The sequence below is a fragment of the Bacillus cereus group sp. BfR-BA-01492 genome (assembly GCF_022662815.1).
In the GTDB taxonomy this organism is placed as follows: Bacteria; Bacillota; Bacilli; order Bacillales; family Bacillaceae_G; genus Bacillus_A; species Bacillus_A cereus_BD.
This window is the reverse complement of sequence record NZ_JAKUEH010000023.1, coordinates 1-21723: the sequence shown is the minus strand read 5'-3', so window position 1 is coordinate 21723 and position 21723 is coordinate 1. Positions and strand designations below refer to the sequence as shown.

Sequence of the window (21723 nt, the reverse complement as noted above, 5' to 3'; positions counted from 1 at the left end):
AATGGAAAAAGATAAGAAGAAAGATACAAAAAAAGAATTGATTTCATGGATTAAAACAATAGCAATTACATTAGGACTTGTTTTTATTATTCGAGAAGTTTTATTTATTCCTTCGCTTGTACAAGGTGAATCGATGATGCCAACTTTAGAAAATAATGAACGTGTTCTAGTGAATAAAATTGGATACAATATAAAAGGATTAGAGCGTTTTGATATTGTTATTTTCCATGGAAAAGAAGGCTATGATTTAGTGAAACGAGTAATTGGCTTACCCGGTGATACAATTGAATATAAAAATGATGTTTTATATGTAAATGGAAAAGCAGTTGATGAACCATATTTAGCAAAGTATAAAAAGAAAGCAAATGGAGTATTAACACCTGACTTTACATTAGAACAAATTACAGGAAAAACAAAAGTGCCAAAAGGACAAGTTTTTGTATTAGGGGATAACCGTAAAGTTTCAAAAGATGGCCGTATGTTTGGATTTATTTCGGAGGATGAAATTATCGGAAAAGGTGAAGCGGTCTTTTGGCCGGTGCCACATATAAGAGCATTATAAAAAAGCAGGAGTCTTTGACTTCTGCTTTTTGTTTGCTTTACTGAAACAGATTTAGAGAGTACTCTTTATCAAATCTCAAGAAATATTGTATAAATCGAAAGAATATTTTATAATTTTTAATTGTATGTTTATTTCAAAAAATGGAATTATAGTTCCATTTTTCGGAACTTAGGGGAGTTAAAATGAGTATAAACAAAACAGCAGTAAAAACAATGGATATTTTAGCATTATTTTATGAACAGGAAGAGTTAACATTAACGGAGATGGTTCAGCTTACAGGAATGCCGAAGACAACGGTGCATCGTTTAATTGGATCGCTTGAAGAAATAGGATTTTTACAGAAAACAGTAGGAGGAAGCTATCGACTCGGTTTTTTATTTTTACGTTTTGGACAACTTGTATCAAAGCGATTATCTGTACGAAATATTGCCAAACCACATATGAAACGGCTAAGGAATCGTCTTGGACAAGCTGTTAATTTAATTATTCAAGATGGTAATGAAGCGATTTATATTGAAAAGATAGATGGTGATAAGCCTGTTCGAGTCTATACAGAAATCGGGAAACGAGCACCTTTATATGCTGGAGCATGTCCGCGCGTTTTATTGTCTTATTTTTCAGAAGAAGAGCAAAAGAAATATATGGAGGAAACGAACTTAGAACGATTTGCAGATGGAACAATTGTTCATAAAGAGCGATTATTAGAAATGCTACGTACTGCAAAAAATGAAGGATATACAATGAGTCATTCTGAACTGGAAAATCATACTGCAGCTATTGCAGCACCAATATTTTCAAGTGATGGGGAAGTAGTAGCAGGAATTAGTATCTCAGGATTAGCGATCGAGTACAACGAAACAACGATTCCAAAGTTTATTACGGAAATACAAGAAACCGCACAAAATATTTCAAAAGAACTTGGCTGGAGGGAAGAGAAAGAAGGGGAATGATGAAATTTTCAGCATTGGGAGATCAAGCAGTAGTTGTGACATTTGGAGAAAGAATTCATATGGAAGTATATGAGGAAGTGCAAAAGTTATTTCAATTATTAAACAAAAATCCATTTATAGGAATGATTGAGTGTGTACCATCTTTTACATCTTTAGCGGTTTATTATGATTTGTATACAGTTTGGAAACATAATAAAAGCAATGCAATGCCATATGATTACATATGTAATTATATCCGCGATTTGTTCTTAAGTTGTGAGAAGATAATAAGAAAAGTAGAGGATTCTATTTTCATACCTGTTTGTTACGGTGGACAATATGGTCCGGATTTAGAAGATGTTGCCGCATATCACAATTTGCAGGTAGAGGATGTAATCCGCATCCATAGCGAGGCAACGTATTTTGTTTATATGCTAGGTTTTACACCAGGGTTCCCATATTTGGGTGGGTTACCGAGCGAGCTAGAAACACCAAGAAAAGAAACACCATGTTTACAAATTGCACCAGGTTCGGTCGGAATCGGCGGAAATCAAACAGGAATCTATCCATTAGAAACACCAGGAGGTTGGCATATTATTGGCTGCACGCCTATTTCTTTATTTCAGCCACATGAAAATCTGCCTACATATGTACAAAGTGGAATGTATTTACGATTTATCCCAATAACTGAAGAAGAATATATAGCTTTAGAGGGGGGATAAGACATGAATGTAGAGGTTTTACATGCTGGGATGTTGACAACGATTCAAGATGTAGGGAGATATTATTATCAACAATATGGCGTTCCTGTTGGCGGGGCCATGGATCGGACAGCATTACGAATTGTAAATATGCTAGTAGGTAATAAAGAAAACGAAGCAGGATTAGAAATTACAATGATAGGTCCAAAACTTCTTATTAAAAAGACGACTTTACTTGCAATTGGGGGAGCAGATGTAGGAGCTGTATTAAATGGAGAGCCTATTCCATTATGGCGACCAATTGTAGCAAAAGAAGGAAGCATGCTTTGCTTTGGGAAGGAAGAGTTTGGGTGTAGAGCGTATGTTGCATTTGCAGGTGGAATCGATGTAGCGTGCAGTATGGGGAGTAAAAGTACATATGTGCGTGCTTCTATAGGGGGAATCGAAGGAAGAGCACTAAAGAAAGGGGATCAGTTACAAATTGGAATACCTTCCTCTGTTGCAACTTGCATGATAAAGAAATTGTTAGATGAAAAAAGAATATATACGCAGTGGGGAGCATGTAGACATGTACTACCAAAATATAGTCGTTACCCAGTAGTTCGCATTATAACTGATTTTGAATGGGATGAATTTAGTAAAGAAAGCCAAGTAGCCTTTTTTACAAAGGAATATAAGGTATCTCATTATGCTGATCGCATGGGATATCGTTTGAAAGGTGAGCATTTAAAGAGAATAGAAGATTATGAGGTTTTATCGAGCGCTGTAACATTTGGGACGATTCAAGTGCCACCAGGCGGGCAGCCTATTATTTTAATGGCTGATAGACAAACAACGGGTGGGTACCCGCGAATCGGAAATGTTATTTCCGTTGACTTGCCTATTTTAGCACAATTAAAGCCAAATGATTATGTTACATTTGTCCAAATTTCCATGGAAGAAGCAGTAGCGCTTTACATAGAGCAAGAAAGAAATTTAAGTCTATTACAAAAGTTTATCAATTTACAAGAATAGGAGAGGAAGAGAAGGATGACTTCCATTGATTTAAATTGTGATTTAGGAGAAGGGTTTGGGGCGTATCAAATCGGAAATGATGATGCCATTCTTCCGTTTGTTTCATCTGTAAATATCGCATGTGGTTTTCATGCAGGTGATCCATCTGTTATGCGACAAACAGTTGAAAAAGCATTGCAACATGATGTGGAGATAGGTGCTCACCCTGGTTTGCCGGATTTAATTGGGTTCGGTAGAAGGATAATAGGAGTATCACCAAATGAAGTATATGACTATGTTGTATACCAAATTGGAGCGTTAGATGGATTTGTAAGAGCGGCGGGGGGAAGAATGCATCATGTAAAACCGCATGGCGCACTCTATAATATGGCTGCTACTAATCTAGAAATTGCAGAGGCAATCGCAAAAGCCATTCGTGATATTAATCCAGAGCTATATTTGTATGGATTAGCCAATAGTGCATTTATACAAGCTGCAAAAAAGTATGAATTACGCCTTGTACAAGAAGCATTTGCTGATCGTACCTATCAACCCGATGGAACATTAACGAGCCGCACCGAGAAATATGCGCTGATTAAAAATGAAGAGACGGCGATCCATCAAGTATTACAGATGGTACAAGAAGGTAAAGTAAAGGCTGCGGATGGAACTGTTATTACAATGCATGCACAAACGATTTGTTTACATGGTGATGGTGAGAAAGCTGTCCAATTTGCAAAAGAAATACACAGAACATTTCGATTAAAAGATATTTTTGTCTGTGCACCTAAATAATATAAGGGGATGATAGAGATGGTGAAGTTAATAGGGATATTGCTTGTTGCTGTAGGATTTTTATTTCGCTTAAATACACTGCTAGTTGTTATGGTAGCAGGAGTCGTAACGGGTATGGTATCGGGGATGAGCTTTTATAAGGTCATAAGTATGTTTGGAACATTTTTTATAGAAAACAGATATATGTCTATGCCTATTTTGTTGACTCTTCCAGTAATTGGTATATTAGAGCGATATGGATTAAAAGAAAGAGCAGAGGCATTAATTACGAAATCGACAGGAGCTACAACTGGGAGAGTACTTATGTCCTATTTTACCATTCGGGAAGCTTCAGCAGCAGTAGGGCTGAATATTGGGGGACATGCACAAACAGTAAGACCTTTAGTTGCACCGATGGCAGAAGGTGCTGCACAAGGACGATATGGAAAGCTTCCTGAAACATTGAAAGAGAAAATTAAAGCGAATGCCGCCGCAGCTGAAAATACAGCATGGTTTTTTGGCGAAGATATTTTCATCGCAACAGGTGCTATTTTATTAATGAAAGGTTTTTTTGACTCTGTAGGAATGCATGTAGGTGTTTGGGATATGGCACTATGGGGAATTCCAACAGCGCTTTCAGCCTTTTTTGTCAGTTGGGTTCGATTTAGACAGTTTGATAAACAAATTGCAGTTGTTATGAAAAAAGAAAAACAACTAGACAAGGAGGTAATGTAGAGTGAGCCTTATTACGCTCGATACAATTTACTATTTGTTAGGAGTTATTGTAGCTTTTATAGCTATTCGCGTGGCGTTTGATAAACAGCATCCAAATCGAATTGGCTCTAGTTTATTTTGGGCATTATTTTCTATTACATTTTTATTTGGAAAAATAATCCCTCCTTTTTACATTGGTTGTATGGTGTTAGTAATGGTTATTTTAGCATCTGTCAATAAAGTAACGAAATCAAATGAGAAAGAAGCTCCTACGGAAGAACGTGTAAAACAGGCGAAAAAACTTAAAAATAAAATCTTTCTACCAGCAATTTCAATCCCGATATTTACAATTATTGGAACATTGACATTGGGTAAAATGAAATTTGGAAATGTGTCTTTAGTAGACCCTGAAAAAGTAACATTAATTGCGTTAGCATTAGGAGCATTGCTTGCTTTCACTATGGCGATGGGAATTACAAAGGCGAAAATGACAGCGCCTGTACAAGAAGGGAGTAGATTATTACAAGCTGTCGGCTGGGCTGTGATTTTGCCACAAATGTTAGCGGCGCTTGGTGGGATTTTTTCAAAGTCAGGTGTTGGACAAGTTGTTTCTGATTTAGTTGGTCAAGTATTGCCGACAGAATATCCATTTATTGCTGTGATGGCGTATTGTTTAGGGATGATGTTATTTACAGTTGTAATGGGAAATGCCTTTGCTGCTTTTGCTGTGATTACAGGCGGAATAGGACTACCTTTAATCGTTCAAATGCATGGTGGTAATCCGGCTATTATGGCAGCACTTGGTATGTTTGCAGGATATTGCGGAACATTGTTAACGCCAATGGCAGCCAATTTTAATATTGTCCCAGCAATGTTGTTAGAGTTAAAAGATAAAAATGCAGTCATTAAGGCGCAGGCGCCGATTGCTATTACTATTTTTGTAATTAATATGTTCATTATGTACGGACTTGTATATCGCTTTTAATAGGGAGTGTTGTAGATGAAAACAGTATTGTTAACAGGGTTTGACCCTTTTGGAGGAGAGAAAATGAATCCTGCTTGGGAAGTAGTCAAAGCATTACATGAAAAAGAAGGAAATGGGTATAAGGTGATTAGTAAACAGATTCCAACAGTATTTCATAAGTCAATCGAACAGCTAGAGTCATATATAGATGAGTTTAATCCAGAACTAATCATTTGCATTGGACAAGCTGGAGGAAGGGCTGATATTACAGTAGAGCGTGTTGCAATTAATGTCGATGATGCAAGAATTCCAGATAATGAGGATTATCAACCAATCGATGTTCCAATTATAGAAGGTGGACCTGTTGCATATTGGTCGACACTTCCTATAAAGGCGATTGTAAAGAAACTTCGTGAGGAGGGAATACCAGCTTCTGTATCACAAACTGCTGGTACTTTTGTTTGTAATCACCTTTTCTATGGACTGATGCATCAATTAGCGACAAAGAATAAAAATACGCGCGGTGGTTTTGTACATATTCCATTTCTCCCTGAGCAAGCTAGTCTTCATGTTAATCAGCCAAGCATGTCGATTTCGACGATTATAGCGGGTATCCAATTATTAATCGAAGTTGCGTTACAAGTGGAAAAAGATATTGTAGAATGCGGGGGAACTACACATTAAGTAAATGACAACTGGTATAATGTAGAAAGAAATCTACATAGAGGTGAGAGTTATGCAGCAATACAAAGAAGTTCGCTCCATTCTAGAAAATGCAAAGAAAATAACGGTATTAACTGGCGCAGGTGCAAGTACAGAAAGTGGAATACCTGATTTTCGCTCAGCAAATGGATTATATGCGGATGCAAAAGTAGAAATGTATTTATCGAGAGGATATTATAATCGCAATCCAAAAGAATTTTGGAAACATTATAAAGAGATTTTTCAAATTCGTACATTTCATCAATATAAGCCGAATCGCGGACATACATTTTTAGCAAAGTTAGAAGAAGAAGGAAAAGATGTGACAGTATTAACGCAAAATATTGATGGTTTACACCAATTAGGCGGTAGTAAACATGTCATTGATTTACATGGAACATTGCAAACGGCGCACTGTCCGAAATGTAAAACGAAATACGATTTACAATATATGATTCATCATGAAGTACCGCGCTGTGAAACGTGTCAGTTTATTTTAAATCCCGATGTTGTTTTATATGGTGATACACTACCACAATATCAAAATGCGATTCAACGTTTATATGAAACGGATGTATTATTAGTTATGGGAACGTCCTTAAAAGTACAACCAGTCGCATCATTTCCGCAAATTGCAAAGAGAGAAGTAGGAGCAACAACTATTTTAGTAAACGAAGAATTAACGGGGCAAGAACATCATTTCGATTATGTATTTCAACTTAAGATCGGTGACTTTGTAAAGAGAATATAAAAATTTACGAAATCCTTTTTCAAAAGAAAAATTAATAAATAAAGTGAAAACAGCCGTGTTTCAATATGAAGCACGGCTACTTTTTATAAGTATTTGCTTCTATCAAGAAGCGGTGCTGGTTTACTTCGTGTAAGAAAGAATCTGTTTATTTTTTGATGGCTAATCCATACACAAGTGTTTCACTAGGAGTCGTAATACTAAAACCAGTCGTTTTATAATCGAGCTTGAATGTATCGCCTACATATTCTTCTGTAAATGAATCCATTTGAATAACGAGATGTTCATCTTCATATACGGCTTCATCTGCACAATAGGAATCCATAATGAAATCAATATCGACAAAAATACTGCAAGAGTTTGTCATTGTTCCTCGAATTCGGATGATTTTTTTAGTATCGGAACTGAATCTTTGGATTGCTACTTTTGCTTCGTTAGTTATACGAATGTTCATGAAATCCCAACCTTTATATATATTCTTATATGTATTATGACAAAAACATACGAAATGAGAAAGGGGGATAGATGTATAACGAATGATTGATTCAAAAGTAGAGATGGTACTGTAAAGGAGCTGTTCCATAAGTCAAATTTTCGACTATGTGACACTCCCTTTTGTTTTAGAAACGTTGATATATCAATGTTTTTGTTTTTACATTTTGAAGGAATTTACCCTTTTGGGACAGCCCTTCTCCATAAATGTAAATGATTAAAAGAAAGGAAGAGAGAAGAGATAAAAAAATACCAGCAAACATAAGTATGCTTGCTGGTATGCATTCATTATAATTCACATTTATCAAGTGGAACGATTTTAGTTTTCTTTACAAATTTATAACCAAGCCAAATGATAAGGAAGAGTGGAAGTCCAATATAGGAAACGAGTACGCCGTTCCAATCGATAGATTCCCCCATAAATGCGCCATAGTTTTGTCCTAAAATAACGATTAGGCAAAGTGTAAAGGCGAAGATTGGACCAAATGGGAACCATTTTGCTTTATACGGTAAATCATTTAAGTCTTTTCCTTGGGCAACATATGCTTTACGGAAGCGGTAGTGACTAATAGCGATTCCGACCCAAGCGATAAAGCCGGACATTCCAGATGCGTTTAATAACCAAACGTATACAACACCATCTCCGAATAAGGAAGCTAAGAACGCTGCGCTACCAACTAATGAGGTAGCGATTAAAGCATTTACTGGTACACCACGTTTATTTAGTTTTCCTAAACACTTCGGTGCTTTTCCTTGACGGGCTAAATCCCAAAGCATACGAGTAGAAGCATACATTCCAGAGTTTCCGGCAGATAGAACAGCAGTTAAAATAACAGCGTTCATAACAGAAGCAGCGAAAGCGACACCAGCTTTTTCAAATACAAGTGTAAATGGACTTACAGTAACATCGCTTGCAGCAAGGCTATCTGTTGTATAAGGAATCAATAATCCGATAACAAGAATAGCGAAAATATAAAATAGTAAAATGCGCCAAAAGATAGAACGAATTGCTTTTGGAATGCTGCGCTCTGGATCAGAAGTTTCACCTGCGGCTACACCTAATAATTCAGTTCCTTGGAATGAGAATCCGGCTGCCATAAAGACACCGATAATAGCCATAATGCCGCCGTTAAATGGTGCATCTGCAACTGTGAAATTTTTAAAACCGACTGGTTCTCCGCCCATAATGCCGAAAATCATCATAAATCCAACGACTAAAAAGAGAATAACAGTTGCTACTTTAATGAGTGCAAACCAATATTCCGCTTCGCCAAATCCTCTGACGGATAAATAGTTTAAAAGAAACATAATAGCTAAACAAATGGCACTCCAAATAAGAGAAGGAGTATCGGGAAACCAAAATTTCATAATTAATGTTACAGCAGCAAGCTCTGCTGCAATTGTGATTGCCCAGTTATACCAATAATTCCAGCCAAGTGCAAATCCAAGTGATGGATCAACGAATTTTGTTGCGTACGTGCTAAAAGACCCAGCGACAGGCATATATGCTGCTAATTCAGCTAAGCTTGTCATTAAAAAATAAACCATAATTCCAATTGCGGCATATGCGACAAGTGCGCCGCCAGGACCAGCTGAGTGAATAACACCGCCGCTGGCAAGAAATAAACCAGTACCAATTGTACCACCGAGAGAGATCATTGTAAGGTGACGCGATTTCAGTCCTCGTCGCAGTTCACCTTGATTTTTTGTGGATTGTTGCGTTTTAGAGGTAGCTTGATCTGCTATATTATGCATGTGTAACACTCCTTTTTTTTAAGATAGGAAGGAGCGGGGGAATATAAAAAACCGCCAAAGGACTTTGGCGGAACGTTTCAAAATAACCACCCCATCATACCCTTCCGTTAAGATAGCACCCCACGTTTACACGGTATTTTGTATACGTGACAGTTCTGTTCCTATTCGGAGACAGCCCCAACTTATATTCCCAGAGAAGAAATATAAACTTCGGCAACTTTTCCTTTCAAGCGGGGTCATAGACATTCTCTGTGCCTCATCCGCCTTACTCTTAAAAGTCGCAACCTCTACCTCATCGGATTGATGAGGATTTGTTTATTGCTATGATTTTTAATATATGGCAATTGTAATGACTTTCTGAAAATATTGCAAGGGATTTTTGTAGGAAAGAATCAAAAAAAGTTGGTTATTGTATCGGAAACGTTTTCAAAACTCCACCCGAACCTATTTTGTATGTAAATAGAATGATAAAAAAGTTATTATACAAATGTTTCGCAAAAAAGAAGAGAAAATCCTTTAAAAATTAAAAGAAAATTCAGAAAAGATAAAAATCGACAAAATATTTAATTTTAAAAGAAAATTCGTTATTTTTTTGATATCCTTTTTAGGAAGCGTATTGATGAAAGGGGAAAGAGAATGAGTTTAGAAACAAAAAGATTAAAGATTATACCATGTACAGAAGAAACGCTTTATATGACGGCTGAACAAGGATACGATAACGGACCACATATTGAAAATTATGTTCGGAAATTAAAAGAAGATGCTTCCTTGCTGTATTGGGGAAGTTGGCTTGTTGTTCGAAAAAGCGATGGTAGGATGATTGGTGACATTGGATTTAAAGGTGCACCAAATAGACAGAAAGAAGTGGAAATTGGATATGGGTTTCTTGAGGAATATTGGAACAAGGGATATGCAACGGAAGCAGTAGGAGCGCTGGTTCGCTGGGCATTTCAGACTTTAAAAGTTGAAACAATACGAGCTGAAACACTTCATAATAATATCGGGTCCATTCGTGTGCTGGAAAAATTAAATATGAAACAAATAGGCAAAACGGAAAAGATGATAAAGTGGCAATTAAGATAGCGTAGAATAAATAAAAAAGCATGATCCTTTAAGCGGTATCATGCTTTTTGTATTAAGGTAATATTTGTTTTTGGTCAGTTGGATAGTTAACGCTTTGTTTTGTTAACTGGGAGTGATTGCGAATAGATAAAAATAGAGCGATGATAACGATAAGTCCTACAGCAATATAAGAAAGTGTAATAATCGTTGGATCTACTTGGAATGCTGTAAGAAGTGTTCGAATGTTTGTGAAGATAATAAGACCACCAACAAGTACGCCAAGTAAATGAGACGGTACAATTCGAACTAACCATGCTGCAATCGGAGCGGCAATAATCCCACCTAACATTAAAGCAAATACCCAAAACCAGCTTACTTGTTCCCATCCTAAAGAAATGAAAAACCCAATTGTTGCGGCTAATGCGACAGGAAATTCACTCGTATCTACAGAACCAATCACTTTTCTTGCTTCATTCCCACGCGCGAGAAGTACTGGTGTAGTGATAGGGCCCCAGCCTCCGCCGCCAGTTGAGTCAACGAATCCCGCGAATAAACCGAGAGGAATCAGTTGTTTGCTAGACATACGCTTGTTAGATGAAACGATTTGTTTTTGAATAATAAATCGTAATAAAATGTAGACACCTAAAGTGAATAAAAATAAAGAAATGTACGGTTTAATTACATCACCAGGTAAATTGCTTAAAAAACAAGCGCCGACAAAAGCGCCGATTGCTCCTGGTAATGTAAGCTTTGAAACAGTATATTTATCGACATTTCCAAAGCGTAAATGGGAAAGGCCAGATGCGGCTGTTGTGACTACTTCAGCTAAATGAACGGAAGCAGAAGCAACGGCTGGTGCGATTCCAAACATTAATAATAAAGAGGTAGATGTGACCCCATACGCCATTCCAAGTGCTCCGTCAATGAGTTGAGCAAAAAAACCAATAATAGCAAAGACAATTAATTTCTGCATATATAATCCCCCTAATAATAAATGAAAAAGGCGCTTTTCTCGTGTGAGAAAAGCGCCTTTGGTTTTTCCAATCAGCATAATATAAATTTTTTATTATTATAATGCATATTAAACTCATAAATCAACTAGGTTTTGAAAAGTTTTTTGAATTGATTGAAATAACAGAATGGTTATATAATAAAAAGATGTAGATTAGAGGAGGGAAAAGCATGTTAGCATTTGATCATCTCGTTCATGCTGTTCGATGTACACCAAAAGAAGCGGAAAAACAAATGAAGGAACTCGGATTCCATACGATGCAAGGCGGAGAACATACAGATTGGGGAACGTGGAATAGTTTATGTTATTTCGATTTATCTTATATTGAGTTTTTAGCAATGCAAGATGAAGAGAAAGCGAAAGTAGCAAATAATCCACTTGTTCAGGAAACGGTTGCGAAATTACAAGAGGCGGAAGGGCTGCTGCAAATTGCGATTCGGACAGATTGTATGGAAGAACTTGCGAATCGTTTGGAGAAAAAAGGGATAAACGTAATGGGGCCAATGGAAGGAAAAAGAATGAGAAACGATGGCCGTCTATTAGAATGGAAAATGTTATTTGTGGAACAAGAAAAAAATGGTCCAAAACTCCCTTTCTTTATACAGTGGGGAGATCATGATGAAAGTAGAAGAGCTGACTTACAGAAGGCGGGAATCATCGCTCCCCATCATAATGAAGTAAAAGAAATGAAAACCATTTTTTACGCAGTGAAAAATGCTCGTGAAACAGTGAAACGATGGAAAGAGCTCCTGGAAGTGCAAGCAAGCTCTTCGGATATTCATCAAGAATGGAATGCGATTTGCCAAAGTGTATCATTTGGAAATGTCAGAATTCAATTTTGTGAGCCTATTGGTGAAGGATTCGTTCAAAAGCAGTTAGAAAAAAATGGGGAATATCCTTTTGCAGTGGAATTACAAGGAACGCATCATCATAAGAGTAAAAAACAAGTGTTAGGTAGTGTATACATCTATTAATCGGGGGAGTCGATGTGCAAGAAGTTTTAACGGAATTAGAAAAACGATTAAATTGGCCTCATATTGTAAAGTGTACCGTTATTTCAAAAGGATTTTCGCTAGATCAAAAGTATAAAATTGAACTAGAAAACCGTGAGCGTTATTTTATAAAAGTATGTGATCGTGTAGCTCGTAAACGTAAACAGGAAGAATACGGATATATGAGTCGTTTGGAATTATTAGAGGTACCAATGCCAAAACTACTTCATTTTGTAAATCTTGATTCATGCAATCAATGTGTACAAGTATTTGAATGGATGGAAGGAGAAGATGGAAAAGATATACTTGCCAAATTGACTGAGAAAGAGCAATACATAGCTGGAAAAAGGGCGGGAGAAGTATTAAAGGCAATTCATACTGTGAAGGAAAAGAATGTAGAAGAATCTTGGGAAACGTTACGATGGAATAAATATAAGAAATACGTGCAAGCGTTGGAAGAATATGAGACTGATTTTATTGATATAAAACGAGTGTTAACTTTTGTAGAAACTCATAAACATCTATTACAAGACCGTCCGGTTGTATTTTTACATGACGATTTTCACCCAGCGAATCTTATGTTTTATCATAATGAGTTTCGTGCTGTGATTGACTTTGCAAGATTTGATTTTGGAGATCCAATTCATGATTTTTATAAATTATCTTTGTTTACAGTCGATACGAGTGTACCATTTGCAGTTGGACAAATTCACGGATATTGCGAGGATGAACCACCGCTTCATTTTTGGAAGTTATATGCCTTGTACGCAGCAATGATTTTCCCCGCAGATATTGTGTGGACACATCGAATCACACCTAACTTAGTAGAGAAAATGAAAATAAGGTTAAGAAGAATTGTAGAAGAACATAATGGTTTTACATCGTATATTCCAAATTGGTATAAACCTTTAATAAAGCTATAATAAATATAGAATAATGGGAGGTGTACGTATGGATAAAATAGCAGTTATATCAGATATTCACGGTAATATTCCTGCGTTAGAGACAGTTCTTGAAGATATAAAATTAAGAGGGATAGAGCGAATTTTTTGTTTAGGTGACTTAGTAGGGAAAGGGCCGCAGTCTAGCGATGTCATCGATATTGTTTGTAAAGAATGCGAGCAAGTTGTAATGGGGAACTGGGATGATTTCATCACAAAGCCGACTGAATTTGAAACGTTAAAGTGGCATCAAAATCAGCTTTCAGAAGAACAGATGGATTATTTAAGAGGACTGCCGTTTTCAATTGAATTTATAATGAGTGGAAAATTGATTCGGATGTTTCATGCTTCGCCTAGAAGTGTATATGAAAGAATTCAGCCGCATGCTTCAAGAGAAGAGCGGATGAGCATGTTTGAAAATAGTAATGTTACAAAAAACATCGAAGGTGACAGAAAGCCAGATGTTGTTTGCTATGGAGATGTCCACCAAGCGTTTGTTCAAAACTTTAAAGGAAAAACATTATGTAATGCTGGGAGTGTAGGAAATCCTCTTGAGATTACACAAGCTTCTTATTTAATCTTTGAAGGTATATATGATCAAAAAGAGCCAGCGAGTTTTTCGATTCAACTTGTCCGCGCCCCATATAACATTGAACTTGCGATACAGATAGCAAAAGAATTTGATATGCCAGAAATTGATGCTTATATACAAGAATTGACGACAGCTCAGTATCGCGGATTAAAAAAATAGATTCATATATGTAAAAGAGAGGTATATTCTGAAATAATAATATACAATTTTAAATATGTGAATTATAATGAATACATATTTTTAAAAACTCCTAGGATAAAGAGGAGGAGGTAGTATGAATAAAAAGTTTAGAATATTGATGAAAATTACACCGCCCTTTAGTATCGTTTTCCTGTTCATCGGTTTAACAATCGGGATATTGGGCGTATTCGATCAGAATGTAAAAACGATAACCGCATCATTATTTATTATGATTCAATCTGTGCTTGCTCTCCTATATGTGAAATCTTTTAAACAAATATGGGGGAACAAGCTATAAATAGAAAAAGCGCAAGGAATTTCCTTACGCTTTTTCTATTTTAGACAAGTTTTCATTGCACGATGTAAACGAGAGATTCCCTCATCTATTTGATTGATGTTTACTTTTCCATACGATAATCGAATATAGCCATCCTTTGCACCGAAAATACTACCGGGCATAAAGGCAATACCTTGTTTTAAACTCTGCATAATAAGTTGTTTTTCATTAATCGGTTTCTTTACTTTTCCCCATATGTAAATTCCACCATTTGGATTGGAAAAAGAAATGTAGTCTTGAAGATAACAGTTTAAAGAATGAACAAGAAGATCTCTTTTTTGCGCTAGTTGTCTTCGCAGTTGTTCCATATGCATATGAAACGGAACGGTTTCAAAAAACTGTTGCATGAGCCACTGCGGGAGCACGCTCATTCCTAACTCCATTTGGTGGCGTGCGTCTGACAATCTTTCCACTACAGACTGCGGAGCAACGAGCCAGCCAATTCGAAGGCCTGGTGCAATCATTTTAGATAAGGAATGAACATAAATAACTGTGCCATTTTCATCAATGGATTTTAAAGTTGGACACGGCTTTTTCTTTTCCAGTGTTAGCAAACTGGATGGATCATCTTCTACAATTGGAATACGTAAATCTGCGCATAGTGATAACAGTTTTTTTCTCCGGTTTGGGTGCAGCATCGTACCTGTTGGATTTTGAAAATTCGGGTTTAAAAAAATCATTTTAATGCGGTGCTTACGATATAACTCTTGCACATCTTCTGGATGAATTCCATGCTCATCAACCGGTAATGGGAAAATTCGAATACCAGCAGACTGGAAGAGCGGTAATGAATAACAATGCGATGGGCTTTCAAATGCAACTGCATCGCCCGGGTTTAATAAACATTGTACAATTAGGTGAAGTGCTTGCTGCGCACCAGATGTAATCATAATGGATTGTTCTGTCGCATCAATGTGTAGATACTCTCTCATATATTTTACTGTTGCCTGTCTTAACGGAAGATAGCCTTGTGGATGATCATAGCTAAGCGACTGAGTGAAAGGTTGCGTTTGTAAAATCATTTGCAGTTGTTCATGAGGAAATAGATCACAACCAAGTTCCCCGTTGGCAAAATCAATGATATTTTCATTTTGTTGTACTTGCTCCCGAATATGGCGAAGGAGTGGTAAATTTGGTAAGAACGTACCGCCTTCTACGAATCCTCTCCAGTTCGGTGTTAATGTAGGGGAAACGCCCCACATATGCGTACTCACACGTGTGCCTCTCCCTGCCTTACTCTCTACAATTCCCATCGTCCGAAGTTCATTATAAGCAGTTGTAACAGTACTGCGGTTAATATTGAGATGCATGGCAAGCTTTCGTTCTGAAGGTAGAAAACTACCAGGAGGAAGTTCTCCGTACATAATACGTCTTTCAATGAAATCAACAACTTGTTGATAAATTGGAACTTTGCTATTCGTATCTAATTTCCACTCCATTTATATCGTCCCCTTAGTTCTCATTATCGTCATTATAACAAATTGGTTGGGTAAAAAAACAGCCAATTGGATGGTGTAGTGTCCAGCCAATTTTACTATGCTAATAGTGGAAGGGGAGAGTAAGATGAAGCGATGGCAAATGGAATGGCTCCTCGTATCAGTTGCTTTAGTATGGGGAGCGAACTATACAATTGGAAAATATGGAGTGGCGTATATGTCATCCATTCAATTTAATAGTTTACGTTTTTTAGTAGCATCTCCGGTATTATTAGTGATTACATTTATGTTGGAGCGCTCGTTACGTATTGAAAGAAAAGATTGGTTTAGATTGGTAGTAGTTGGAATTGTTGGAACAACGTTATATCAAACGTTATTTATGTTATCTGTCAAATATACTTCAGCTACAAATGCGTCGTTATTAATCGCGATGTCACCAATTTTTACAGGGATTTTAGCAGTGCTACACAAACAAGAACGCTTTTCAATGAAAATTCAAATTGGTTCGGTACTATCGTTTAGTGGGGCAGCGCTCGTATTATTAACTGGACATACGAGTCAATCTACATATGAGTATGCTTGGCTCGGCAATGGAATCGGACTAGTCGCTGCCATTGCATGGGGATGGTACCCAATCCTTGCGCAACCACTTATTACAAAGTATTCAGCGATGCGAGTAACTTCTTGGTCTACATTAATTGGAATTGTACCGCTCGTTATATATTGTTTATTCCACGCAAGTACATTAACATGGCCGGCGGATACATTAAGCTGGGGATCATTAATATATTCAATTGTATTTGCGACCATTTTCGGTCTTGCGATGTGGTACGTTGGCATTAGTAAAATTGGTTCTACAAAAGTAATGGTTTATATGTATCTTGTTCCATTATTTGCAGTTATTTTTGCAGCGATGACCATCGGAGAGAGAATAACGATAATGCAGGTAATAGGCGGCCTTATTATATTTCTCGGTTTATATGTTGTGAAAAAAGGAACAATTAAAAAGCCTTCTTTCCATTTGAACAAGGTGAGTGAATGATGAAAACGTTCACTTCATAAGAAAAAGAGTCCATCCTCTATGTATATAGAGGATGGACTCTTTTTCTTAACATTTCGATAAAATGTGTGTTGTTTTTCAAAGGAATCACTTTTTCAGTGCCTCCTGCGTAGAAGGAGGCCGTTTTTTATCTATTTAGGCGAGAAGACACCCACCTCAAGGAATGTGGAGGGTGTAACCCAATGAGTAGGTGGGTGATGAATCGCCTTCGAACAAGAGATGGTTCACTTGTTCGAAGGCGATTGTTCGACTGTTCGAGTGCGATTTGTAGTAAATGAAAAATAGCTTGTGTACGAGTGCCAAATCCCTTTTGCTCTTTGTATGCATCCACTCTATTCAAGAGGGTTTTTGGGAATCTTAGCATAACTGATTGTTTTTCCATATTTCCGCCTTCAAAATAGCATACAAAGTATACCTAATTTGATATACTATATATATCATAACACATAAGGAGGTGAAAGTCATGCTAGTCAATAAAGCGTATAAGTTTCGCATCTATCCAAATAAAGAACAAGAGATACTGATTGCTAAAACAATTGGATGTTCTCGTTTTGTATTCAACCACTTTTTAGCGAAGTGGAATGATACATACAAAGAGACAGGCAGAGGATTAACTTATAACACTTGTTCTTCTCAATTAACACAACTAAAGAAAGAATTAAATTGTTTAAAAGAAGTGGACAGTATTTCGCTTCAATCCTCATTAAAAAACCTCGCTGATTCATATTCACGATTCTTTAAAAAGCAGAACAAAGCCCCACGTTTCAAATCGAAAAAGGATAAAATTCAATCTTATACAACAAAACATACGAATGGAAATATTGCCATTGCAGGAAACAGAATCAAGTTACCTAAACTTGGATTCGTGAAGTTTACAAAAAGTCGTGAAGTAGAAGGGCGTATTCTTAATGCTACAATTAGACGAAATCCAAGTGGCAAGTATTTTGTTTCGATTCTTGTTGAAACAGAAGTACAAGAACTTCCTAAAACTAATTCATCTGTTGGTATAGATGTTGGTCTTAAAGATTTTGCGATTCTTTCAACGGGTGAAGTTTTTAGTAATCCTAAATGGTTTCGTAAACTGGAAGAAAAATTAGCGAAGGCGCAACGTGTTCTTTCTAGGCGACAGGAATTAGCGTTAAAACGAAAATGCAAATTAGATGAAGCAAAAAACTATCAAAAACAAAAACGTAAAGTAGCTCGTATTCATGAGAAAATCGCAAATGCAAGAACTGACTATTTGCAAAAAATCTCTACTTATATTGTCAAAAACCACGACATCATTGGTATGGAAGATTTGCAAGTGTCAAATATGTTGAAAAATCATAAACTAGCAAAAGCAATTAACGAAGTGAGCTGGTCACGATTTCGTACCATGTTAGAATACAAAGCGAAATGGTATGGCAAACAAGTAGTTGTTGTGTCAAAAACATTTGCTTCTAGTCAGTTATGTTCTTGTTGTGGTTACCAAAACAAAGACGTTAAGAATCTCAATCTTCGTGGATGGGATTGTCCTTCTTGTGGTACACATCACGATAGAGATATTAACGCAAGTATCAATCTGAAAAATGAAGCTATAAGACTTCTAACCGTAGGAACTACGGGGTTAGCCTAATCAAAACTTTCGATTACGAAAGTGTTCTTAGGAATCTCCCACTTCAAGTAAGTTCGCAAGAACTACTAAGTGGCGAGTAGTTCAATATGTTGTTCTATAATCCTTATTTTTAAGTTTCTTTCTAACATCCATAAAGGCAAGAATCATTATTATTGTGCAAATTAATTTTAACCAACGAACTTCTCGATGAAATAATAGTCCAGATATAACATCGTAAGCATATAAAAAAACAATGATTGGAAAGAGCCATCGCATAAAGTTCAAATCTTTTAAACGGTACTTATATTTGCTAATCTTTTTCCACATAAATGGGCTTCACTCCTGATTCATTGAAGTTTTGTAATTTTTCTTAATAATATCTTTCGCATTGTTAATAAGGAACGCAAGGAAAAGAACAGCTAGAATACCACTAATCCATGCATATTTGCTGCCAGTTGTATACTTATTATAGAAGGTTAAGGTATTCCATATAAAAAGAATGATTGAACAGATGGTAGCGGTAACGATTGAACCAAAACTTCTCATGATTGACACCTCACTTTTAAAGTTTATTATATAATTATACATTAAAATAAATAGATTTAAAATAAATAGATTTAAAATAAATAGATTTAAAATAAATAGATTTAAAATAAAATGTAAAGGAATTATTCTAGCAGGTGAATACAGTTAGAAAAAATGTTGAGATTCATCTTCAATTGATTAAAAGTCTTACTCCCACCTCATTTTTTGGCTTTCGCTGGATTTTGAGGTGGGAGTCTTACTGCTTGTTAAAGAATATAATAGGGGTATTTGTGACGGTTCTGTTCGTACAGGGAAAGTAAAAAATATAATTTAGATATTCACAATTTCTCTATACTTTTCATAAATTGAAGCCGCCACTACTGTATCTAAAAAGGCAACCCCAACTGATTTGAATAAAGTAATCTCATTCGGATTTGAACGTCCTTGTTTCTTTCCTATAATAATATCTCCAAGTTCACTATATATGTTTGAAAAATCCCATTCATTTTGTTTGCTTGCAATCAAGAAATCTCCAGCTTCATGTTGTACACCTTCTATTGTATCTACAATAATTTTATTGCTGCGCTGTAATGTAGTGACATCAAGTTCTTGCATATGAGGCTGATAAGTTGAGACGTATTGATATTAATGGGATTAAAAGACGTTCACTTTAAACGGTCACTTTTAGCGTCACTAGCCTACGATGACTTTAGCGATTTCCTCAGCTACAGACTTTTGCATGTCAGGTATAACGTGACTATACGTATTAAGTGTCGTCTGTATATCCGTATGTCCTAATCTATCTGCAATCAATTTTACATTCACATTCTGTTGTATCAGAATTGTCGCATGAGTATGTCGTAAATCATGGAATCGGATTGAAGGAAGACCAAGCTTATCTGATAAATGGTGGAATGTAATACGTAAATTACGTGGAAGGACCGGTTTACCTTCTTGTGTACATACCACTAAATCGAAATCTTGGTATTTATCTCCTGCAAGCAATCGCTCAAGATCAATTCTTTGCTTACGCTCCTTCAACTCATCAATCAGACCAGGCGGAATATGGATAGACCGTATACTAGATGCGTTTTTAGCACCTATTTTAATTTTAGCGGTTCGAGTTACGGTTTGGCGTACGTAAATAATGCCGTTTTCGAAATCGATATCTTGCCAACGTAATCCTAATATTTCGCCTTGGCGCATGCCTGTTTGGAGTGCGATTGAAAAAGCGATAAAATGGCGTGTTAGAGAGTTGAGTTTTTTAGCTTCTTTTAAAAAGAAGTTTACTTCCTCTATTGTCCATACTTTAATTTCTTTTTTCGACAACTTTGGAAGTGTGATACCGATAGTAGGATTTTCTTTAATTAATTTGAACGTTTTAGCTTTTTTTAGTGAAGCACTTACAATACGAAAGACTAAATGAATAGTGTAATTTGAATAGCGTTTTTCCACTACTAGAGTATTTACGAAATTTTGCAATAGCATAGGCGTCATTTGCTGTAAATCTAAGTGGCCTAACCGAGGATGAATTATATTTTTATAATAACCGATGTTCATTTCATAAGTAGACTCTTGTATACTGAACTTTCTTTCTTCGAACCATTGGCTCATATAGGTCTCATAAGTCATCTTTGTTGTGCTAATAAATTCTTTATTTAAAATTTCTGCTTTTAGTTTTGTCATCTCTTCTTCCGCTTCACGTTTTGAAGAAAAACCTCTACGTCGAATTTGTCTACGTTTTCCTGTCATAGGGTCCTTCGCAATATTAAATACGTAATCCCATTTACCTGTCTGTTTATTTTGTTTAATACTACCGTTCATAATCTTATGACCTCCATTTATAAGTCACAAGACACGACGATCAACGTTTATTACATTTATTTTAACGCTGTGGTCACGCTTTGTATAGGGATATACAAAACATGATTATTGATTCTACTATTTTACTAGCTTTTTGTGTCGAATTATTATTTGTATAAAAGGTGAATTTTGGAAAAGTATAAGGTTATAGAAATAAGGAGGATGAGGACGAATATGATTCAGGATATATGTTCAAAATATTTATCACTATTATCTAATCTAAATCAGTTTTCGGAGGCTGATGTTAAAGAGAAAGTTGTTGTTCCAATATTAACAGAGTATCTTGGGTATAAAGAAGAATGGATTGAACGTGAAAAAAGTTAAATAACACTCGAAAAGCTGTAGACTTATTGATAGAGGATAAGAAGAAAAATGTTGTAGCAGTTGAAGTCAAAAAACGAGCTAAGTTAAATGATCAAGATATTTTACAACTTGCTGGATATCTTAATATTGAAAGTATTCGGTGGGGGATTCTAACAAACGGTGTCGAATGGATACTTTTAAATCATGATATAAAAGGTGAATTTAAAGATAAAATAGTTTTTCGTATTAATTTGTTTAGTAATAAAATAGGTGACTATAATAGTGAATATTTATTTTTTTTCAATTATAATAATTTGTTTGAAACAGCAAAAACAAATTATTATCGAGATATACAACAATTCAAGAAATATGTTTATAAAGGTGGATTTGAGTCAATATTTTGGACACAAAAAAGTTAAATCTAAGCTACCTTTTTAGCTAGATCTTCTATTGCTTGAGGAGTTTTATAACCAATGCTACTATGAATTCGTT

At 36.0% G+C, this 21723-nt stretch carries 23 protein-coding genes, 3 pseudogenes and 1 riboswitch; of the genes and pseudogenes, 18 read left to right on the top strand and 8 right to left on the bottom strand.

From position 1 onward, the window contains the following. Nucleotide 1 precedes the first annotated feature (1 nt). From lepB to MR063_RS19520, 9 genes are all read left to right on the top strand, one after another. Complete coding sequence (gene lepB / locus MR063_RS19560; protein ID WP_242200893.1) at nucleotides 2-562, top strand: signal peptidase I; 561 nt, start codon at nucleotides 2-4, stop codon at nucleotides 560-562. 182 nt (nucleotides 563-744) lie between these two features. After that, a complete protein-coding gene (locus tag MR063_RS19555; RefSeq protein WP_242200892.1) occupies nucleotides 745-1512 on the top strand; it encodes an IclR family transcriptional regulator in 768 nt (255 codons plus the stop codon). After that, entirely contained in the window at nucleotides 1512-2213 is a 702-nt protein-coding gene (gene pxpB, locus MR063_RS19550) for a 5-oxoprolinase subunit PxpB (protein ID WP_242200891.1), read from the top strand. Before MR063_RS19555 ends, pxpB begins: the two co-directional genes overlap by 1 nt. A gap of 3 nt (nucleotides 2214-2216) precedes the next feature. Continuing rightward, nucleotides 2217-3206, top strand: coding sequence for a 5-oxoprolinase subunit C family protein (locus tag MR063_RS19545; RefSeq protein WP_242200890.1), 990 nt, complete (start codon nucleotides 2217-2219; stop codon nucleotides 3204-3206). A 15-nt stretch (nucleotides 3207-3221) separates the two neighbouring features. Further along, entirely contained in the window at nucleotides 3222-3980 is a 759-nt protein-coding gene (pxpA, locus tag MR063_RS19540) for a 5-oxoprolinase subunit PxpA (protein WP_242200889.1), read from the top strand. An 18-nt stretch (nucleotides 3981-3998) separates the two neighbouring features. After that, nucleotides 3999-4694 carry a DUF969 domain-containing protein gene (locus tag MR063_RS19535; protein ID WP_242200888.1) on the top strand — a complete coding sequence of 232 codons (696 nt, stop codon included), beginning with the start codon at nucleotides 3999-4001 and terminating at the stop codon, nucleotides 4692-4694. Nucleotide 4695: 1 nt separating this feature from the next. Next, on the top strand, nucleotides 4696-5658 hold the full coding sequence (locus tag MR063_RS19530) for a DUF979 domain-containing protein (protein ID WP_242200887.1): 963 nt from the start codon (nucleotides 4696-4698) through the stop codon (nucleotides 5656-5658). 15 nt (nucleotides 5659-5673) lie between these two features. Beyond that, entirely contained in the window at nucleotides 5674-6321 is a 648-nt protein-coding gene (gene pcp, locus MR063_RS19525; protein WP_242200886.1) for a pyroglutamyl-peptidase I, read from the top strand. Between the two features lie 52 nt (nucleotides 6322-6373). Next, complete coding sequence (locus MR063_RS19520) at nucleotides 6374-7090, top strand: NAD-dependent protein deacylase (RefSeq protein ID WP_242200885.1); 717 nt, start codon at nucleotides 6374-6376, stop codon at nucleotides 7088-7090. 145 nt (nucleotides 7091-7235) lie between these two features. Here MR063_RS19520 and MR063_RS19515 read toward each other — a convergent pair whose 3' ends face one another. Continuing rightward, nucleotides 7236-7541 (bottom strand): iron-sulfur cluster biosynthesis family protein, encoded by a 306-nt coding sequence (locus tag MR063_RS19515; protein ID WP_242200884.1) that lies wholly within the window; start codon nucleotides 7539-7541, stop codon nucleotides 7236-7238. 326 nt (nucleotides 7542-7867) lie between these two features. Then, nucleotides 7868-9334, bottom strand: a complete 1467-nt coding sequence (locus tag MR063_RS19510) for an amino acid permease (RefSeq protein ID WP_242200883.1) — start codon at nucleotides 9332-9334, stop codon at nucleotides 7868-7870. A gap of 105 nt (nucleotides 9335-9439) precedes the next feature. After that, nucleotides 9440-9632, bottom strand: a riboswitch (Lysine riboswitch). 338 nt (nucleotides 9633-9970) lie between these two features. Here MR063_RS19510 and MR063_RS19505 point away from each other — a divergent pair. Then, on the top strand, nucleotides 9971-10417 hold the full coding sequence (locus MR063_RS19505; RefSeq protein WP_242200881.1) for a GNAT family N-acetyltransferase: 447 nt from the start codon (nucleotides 9971-9973) through the stop codon (nucleotides 10415-10417). Between the two features lie 52 nt (nucleotides 10418-10469). Here the strand turns inward: MR063_RS19505 and MR063_RS19500 are convergent. Beyond that, nucleotides 10470-11476, bottom strand: a pseudogene (locus MR063_RS19500) (sulfite exporter TauE/SafE family protein). Nucleotides 11477-11578: 102 nt separating this feature from the next. Here MR063_RS19500 and MR063_RS19495 point away from each other — a divergent pair. The 4 genes from MR063_RS19495 (at nucleotide 11579) to MR063_RS19480 (ending at nucleotide 14411) form a co-directional block, all read left to right on the top strand. Beyond that, nucleotides 11579-12382, top strand: coding sequence for a VOC family protein (locus MR063_RS19495; RefSeq protein WP_242200879.1), 804 nt, complete (start codon nucleotides 11579-11581; stop codon nucleotides 12380-12382). Nucleotides 12383-12396: 14 nt separating this feature from the next. Further along, nucleotides 12397-13323: an aminoglycoside phosphotransferase family protein gene (locus MR063_RS19490; RefSeq protein WP_313929702.1), complete on the top strand. Its 927-nt coding sequence runs from the start codon at nucleotides 12397-12399 to the stop codon at nucleotides 13321-13323. Between the two features lie 28 nt (nucleotides 13324-13351). Then, entirely contained in the window at nucleotides 13352-14092 is a 741-nt protein-coding gene (locus tag MR063_RS19485) for a metallophosphoesterase family protein (protein WP_242200877.1), read from the top strand. A 115-nt stretch (nucleotides 14093-14207) separates the two neighbouring features. Continuing rightward, complete coding sequence (locus MR063_RS19480) at nucleotides 14208-14411, top strand: hypothetical protein (RefSeq protein WP_242143234.1); 204 nt, start codon at nucleotides 14208-14210, stop codon at nucleotides 14409-14411. A gap of 35 nt (nucleotides 14412-14446) precedes the next feature. Here MR063_RS19480 and pdxR read toward each other — a convergent pair whose 3' ends face one another. Then, on the bottom strand, nucleotides 14447-15889 hold the full coding sequence (pdxR, locus tag MR063_RS19475; RefSeq protein WP_242200875.1) for a MocR-like pyridoxine biosynthesis transcription factor PdxR: 1443 nt from the start codon (nucleotides 15887-15889) through the stop codon (nucleotides 14447-14449). Nucleotides 15890-16013: 124 nt separating this feature from the next. Between pdxR and MR063_RS19470 the strand changes: the two genes are divergently transcribed. Both MR063_RS19470 and tnpB read left to right on the top strand, forming a co-directional pair. After that, nucleotides 16014-16928, top strand: coding sequence for a DMT family transporter (locus MR063_RS19470; RefSeq protein WP_242200874.1), 915 nt, complete (start codon nucleotides 16014-16016; stop codon nucleotides 16926-16928). A 481-nt stretch (nucleotides 16929-17409) separates the two neighbouring features. Further along, a complete protein-coding gene (tnpB, locus tag MR063_RS19465) occupies nucleotides 17410-18561 on the top strand; it encodes an IS200/IS605 family element RNA-guided endonuclease TnpB (protein ID WP_242200873.1) in 1152 nt (383 codons plus the stop codon). A gap of 81 nt (nucleotides 18562-18642) precedes the next feature. Here the strand turns inward: tnpB and MR063_RS19460 are convergent, their stop codons facing one another. The 4 genes and pseudogenes from MR063_RS19460 to MR063_RS19445 form a co-directional block, all read right to left on the bottom strand. Next, nucleotides 18643-18867 carry a hypothetical protein gene (locus tag MR063_RS19460; protein ID WP_242200872.1) on the bottom strand — a complete coding sequence of 75 codons (225 nt, stop codon included), beginning with the start codon at nucleotides 18865-18867 and terminating at the stop codon, nucleotides 18643-18645. A gap of 9 nt (nucleotides 18868-18876) precedes the next feature. Next, entirely contained in the window at nucleotides 18877-19086 is a 210-nt protein-coding gene (locus MR063_RS19455) for a hypothetical protein (protein ID WP_242200871.1), read from the bottom strand. A gap of 309 nt (nucleotides 19087-19395) precedes the next feature. Continuing rightward, nucleotides 19396-19701: pseudogene (locus tag MR063_RS19450) on the bottom strand (ornithine cyclodeaminase family protein); the annotation flags it as partial. Between the two features lie 57 nt (nucleotides 19702-19758). Next, on the bottom strand, nucleotides 19759-20889 hold the full coding sequence (locus MR063_RS19445) for a site-specific integrase (protein WP_242200870.1): 1131 nt from the start codon (nucleotides 20887-20889) through the stop codon (nucleotides 19759-19761). A 213-nt stretch (nucleotides 20890-21102) separates the two neighbouring features. Here MR063_RS19445 and MR063_RS19440 point away from each other — a divergent pair, with 213 nt between their 5' ends. Both MR063_RS19440 and MR063_RS19435 read left to right on the top strand, forming a co-directional pair. Continuing rightward, on the top strand, nucleotides 21103-21252 hold the full coding sequence (locus MR063_RS19440) for a hypothetical protein (protein ID WP_242200869.1): 150 nt from the start codon (nucleotides 21103-21105) through the stop codon (nucleotides 21250-21252). Nucleotides 21253-21275: 23 nt separating this feature from the next. Beyond that, a pseudogene (locus tag MR063_RS19435) lies at nucleotides 21276-21650 on the top strand (hypothetical protein); the annotation flags it as partial. Nucleotides 21651-21723: the final 73 nt, after the last annotated feature.

Excerpts from the sequence above, each read along its gene's own strand:
- MR063_RS19485 (WP_242200877.1), top strand. The coding sequence starts at position 13,352 with ATGGATAAAATAGCAGTTATATCAGATATTCACGGTAATATTCCTGCG.
- MR063_RS19445 (WP_242200870.1), bottom strand. The coding sequence starts at position 20,889 with ATGAACGGTAGTATTAAACAAAATAAACAGACAGGTAAATGGGATTAC.
- tnpB (WP_242200873.1), top strand. The coding sequence starts at position 17,410 with ATGCTAGTCAATAAAGCGTATAAGTTTCGCATCTATCCAAATAAAGAA.
- pcp (WP_242200886.1), top strand. The coding sequence starts at position 5,674 with ATGAAAACAGTATTGTTAACAGGGTTTGACCCTTTTGGAGGAGAGAAA.
- MR063_RS19470 (WP_242200874.1), top strand. The coding sequence starts at position 16,014 with ATGAAGCGATGGCAAATGGAATGGCTCCTCGTATCAGTTGCTTTAGTA.
- MR063_RS19495 (WP_242200879.1), top strand. The coding sequence starts at position 11,579 with ATGTTAGCATTTGATCATCTCGTTCATGCTGTTCGATGTACACCAAAA.
- MR063_RS19455 (WP_242200871.1), bottom strand. The coding sequence starts at position 19,086 with ATGAGAAGTTTTGGTTCAATCGTTACCGCTACCATCTGTTCAATCATT.
- MR063_RS19555 (WP_242200892.1), top strand. The coding sequence starts at position 745 with ATGAGTATAAACAAAACAGCAGTAAAAACAATGGATATTTTAGCATTA.
- MR063_RS19515 (WP_242200884.1), bottom strand. The coding sequence starts at position 7,541 with ATGAACATTCGTATAACTAACGAAGCAAAAGTAGCAATCCAAAGATTC.
- MR063_RS19505 (WP_242200881.1), top strand. The coding sequence starts at position 9,971 with ATGAGTTTAGAAACAAAAAGATTAAAGATTATACCATGTACAGAAGAA.
- pdxR (WP_242200875.1), bottom strand. The coding sequence starts at position 15,889 with ATGGAGTGGAAATTAGATACGAATAGCAAAGTTCCAATTTATCAACAA.
- MR063_RS19545 (WP_242200890.1), top strand. The coding sequence starts at position 2,217 with ATGAATGTAGAGGTTTTACATGCTGGGATGTTGACAACGATTCAAGAT.
- pxpB (WP_242200891.1), top strand. The coding sequence starts at position 1,512 with ATGAAATTTTCAGCATTGGGAGATCAAGCAGTAGTTGTGACATTTGGA.
- MR063_RS19535 (WP_242200888.1), top strand. The coding sequence starts at position 3,999 with ATGGTGAAGTTAATAGGGATATTGCTTGTTGCTGTAGGATTTTTATTT.
- MR063_RS19480 (WP_242143234.1), top strand. The coding sequence starts at position 14,208 with ATGAATAAAAAGTTTAGAATATTGATGAAAATTACACCGCCCTTTAGT.
- pxpA (WP_242200889.1), top strand. The coding sequence starts at position 3,222 with ATGACTTCCATTGATTTAAATTGTGATTTAGGAGAAGGGTTTGGGGCG.
- MR063_RS19460 (WP_242200872.1), bottom strand. The coding sequence starts at position 18,867 with ATGTGGAAAAAGATTAGCAAATATAAGTACCGTTTAAAAGATTTGAAC.
- MR063_RS19440 (WP_242200869.1), top strand. The coding sequence starts at position 21,103 with ATGATTCAGGATATATGTTCAAAATATTTATCACTATTATCTAATCTA.
- MR063_RS19520 (WP_242200885.1), top strand. The coding sequence starts at position 6,374 with ATGCAGCAATACAAAGAAGTTCGCTCCATTCTAGAAAATGCAAAGAAA.
- MR063_RS19510 (WP_242200883.1), bottom strand. The coding sequence starts at position 9,334 with ATGCATAATATAGCAGATCAAGCTACCTCTAAAACGCAACAATCCACA.
- lepB (WP_242200893.1), top strand. The coding sequence starts at position 2 with ATGGAAAAAGATAAGAAGAAAGATACAAAAAAAGAATTGATTTCATGG.